General features: G+C 67.9%; 2 protein-coding genes. Both read right to left on the bottom strand.

Annotated elements, in window-relative coordinates; translation table 11 throughout:
- Positions 1-82: 82 nt before the first annotated feature.
- The gene (locus tag ACV4UX_RS18500; protein ID WP_491594753.1) at positions 83-1,618 is read right to left on the bottom strand and encodes a B12-binding domain-containing radical SAM protein; all 1,536 of its coding nucleotides are present in this window, start codon (positions 1,616-1,618) and stop codon (positions 83-85) included.
- A 69-nt stretch (positions 1,619-1,687) separates the two neighbouring features.
- Positions 1,688-2,661: HMG-box domain-containing protein (locus ACV4UX_RS18495; protein WP_491594752.1), on the bottom strand; the 974-nt coding region annotated here is incomplete at its 5' end.

The following is a 2,661-nucleotide window of genomic DNA, read 5'->3' as shown; positions in this document are numbered from 1 at the left end:
GGCGCCCCTGCGGACTAGGCCCAGGATGCCGCACATGGTCAGTCTCCGGAGCGGCCTGGGGCCGCGCGGACGGGTCCGGGCGTCACGCCGTGGCCCTTTGGGGCAGGAGCTTGCGCCGCAGTTCGGCGGCGAGGCCGCCTTCGAAGGCCAGCTTGACCAGCGTGGCCGCGCGCAGGACGTTTTTGGCCAGGAAGAGGCTCCCCGTGCGCGCCGTCAGGGACACCAGGAGCCTGGGCAGCACCCTCACGCGGCCCAGGGCGAGGAAGCTGAAGGCGTAGAGCGAGAACATCACGAACCAGAAGGTGACTTCCGGGGGCCTGGGGTAGGACATGGTGAGCTTCCACTGCACGAGGCCCTTGTCCGAGCGCCCGGCCACGTGCTCGGGGCGGATGAGTCCCCGGGCCAGGAAGTGCTCCGTGAGCTCGCTGCCGGGCAGGAAGGTGAGGGAGTAGTTGTTGAAGGCCAGGGGGCGCGGCAGCCGGAGCACCAGCTCGAAGAAGCAGCGGCGGATGTCCTCGGCGGATTCCAGGGGATTGTCCCAGATGAAGTCGTAGTGGGCCAGCACGCCGTGTCGGTGGAGGATGCGGGCCTTTTCCACGATGTGTTCCGTGCCCATGCCCTTGCGCTTGTAGAGGTTCTGGCGCACGTCGTCGGAGAAGGCCTCGATGCCCACGGTGGCCTGCACAAGCCCGGCCTGGGCCATGAGGCCCACGGTCTCGTCGGAGAGCAGGTTCAGGTGGGCGTCGCAGGTGAAGGGCAGGCCGATGCGCTGCTTGTATTCCCGGGCGAACTCGCGGACGTATTCCGGACGGTGGATGAACACCTCGTCGTAGCTGTGGATGGTGCGCACCATGGGGAAGCGGCGCAGCACGTCCTCCAGTTCGGAGACGACGTTCTCCACGCTGCGGTGGCGGTGGAACCTGCCCGCCCCGGACTGGGCGTCCATGAGGGCCTTGTTGCCGCAGTAGGTGCAGAAGAAGGGACAGCCCCGGAAGGCCTTGAAGGAATACTTCCCCCGTGAGCGGATGTAGTCCAGGTAGGGGTCCTTGCGTTCCAGGCGGCCGTTCTCGATGAAGTAGCGGCCTTCGTCGGTGAGGGGGTCGAAGGGCAGCTCGTCCAGGTTCTCGCGCAGGCAGGTGACGGGGTTTCTGGCGACGCTGCCGTCCTCCAGGCGCACCCAGCAGTTGGGCGCGTCGGCGGGGACGCGACCGTTTTCCCGCAGGGAGGCGAGGATGCGCTCCAGGGGGATCTCCCCTTCGCCCACGCAGCAGATGTCGGCCGCTTCGAGGCATTCCTCGGGGCTGATGGTGGGGTGCACGCCGCCGAAGGCCACGGGGGCGTCCCAGGCCTGGCGCACGGCCCGGGCCAGGGCCTTGCCCAGGGCGAAAAAGGGGGACATGAGCGAAAAGCCCACCAAGCGCGGCTCGAGTTCGCGCACGAGGTCCGTGAGCAGCGCGATCTCGGCGTCGCTGGGCCAGCATTCCTCCTGGCTGCGCGACTTGAAGAAGATCAGGCGCGAGTCGAAGCCCTTGGCGCGCAGGGCAGCGTCGATGACCCGTGGGCCGAAGGCGGAAATCTCCTGGTAGGGGACGATCAGCGCTAAGTCGGTGCGTGGCATGGTCTTTCCAGGGCTGTTGGTCCGGGCGACAATACGCGCTCGCCGGGGCGCGTCAAGAGAGCGCGGGGTTCATGCGGGGGAGAGGTACTTCTCCACATAGAGGGGGTCCGGCGGTTCGGGGGCTCGTTCCAGCACGTCCAGGGCGTCCCGTTCGCGGTAGACGGGTCTGTTGGCGTCGTCGTAGGCGCAGGGCAGCACGCGGCAGCGGCGCTCCATGTCCGCACGCACGTCGGGGAACCAGGGCTCCCAGCCGGAATCCACGTAGACGACCGTCTTGTTGGTGCACATGGACCAGTGCAGCGTGGAGGACATGGCGTACTGGATGATCACGGCGTCCACCTGTTCGATCACGCCGGGGGTTTCCAGAGGCCTCGTCTCCACTTCCAGGCCGGGGATATCCTTGAACACGTCCACGCCGTCCCACATGGAGCCCTTGGGGCGCTTCTTGAAGACCACCCTGTAGCCTGCCTGGGTGAGCTGGCGGCAGAGCGAATAGTAGAAGTGGTAGTTGGGCATCACGTCGGCGCAGTGGTAGCCGGCCCACTCGGACTGAAGGCTCAGTTCGAAGACCATCACGGAGCGGATGCGTTCGGGCCGCGGCCTGTCGCTCCAGGAGTCGAAGGTTTCGCGCAGATCGGGGTAGTTCTCGTTGACGAAGCGAACGGGGTTGCCCCTGGGCGTTGGATTGAGGGCCAGGTTGCGCTCCATGAGGGGCACGCTGCCGGGGGTGTAGGCCACGAAGTCGTCCACGGTGGCCAGCTCGTGGAAGGCCGGGCGCGGGCTCGCGTAGTGGCAGATGTAGTAGCCGTGGGGAAAGCCCGTGACGCGCGCCCCGCGCCTGCGCGCGGCGAGGCTGGCCGTGCGGGTGAAGGAGTTGCCCGCAGTGGGTGTGAGCAGGTGGGCGGCAGCTCCACGCCCAGCTCTTCGCGGGAGTATGCGGCGGCGAAACGGGTGTACGCGGCAGCCGCTCCGCGCAGGGCCGCGAGAGTGCCCGGGGCGGCCTGGCCGCGCGCGCCGTGCCATTCCGAGGGCGAGAACACCCT

The organism is Fundidesulfovibrio sp., assembly GCF_058402725.1.
This window is presented reverse-complemented; position numbering and strand designations above follow the sequence as displayed.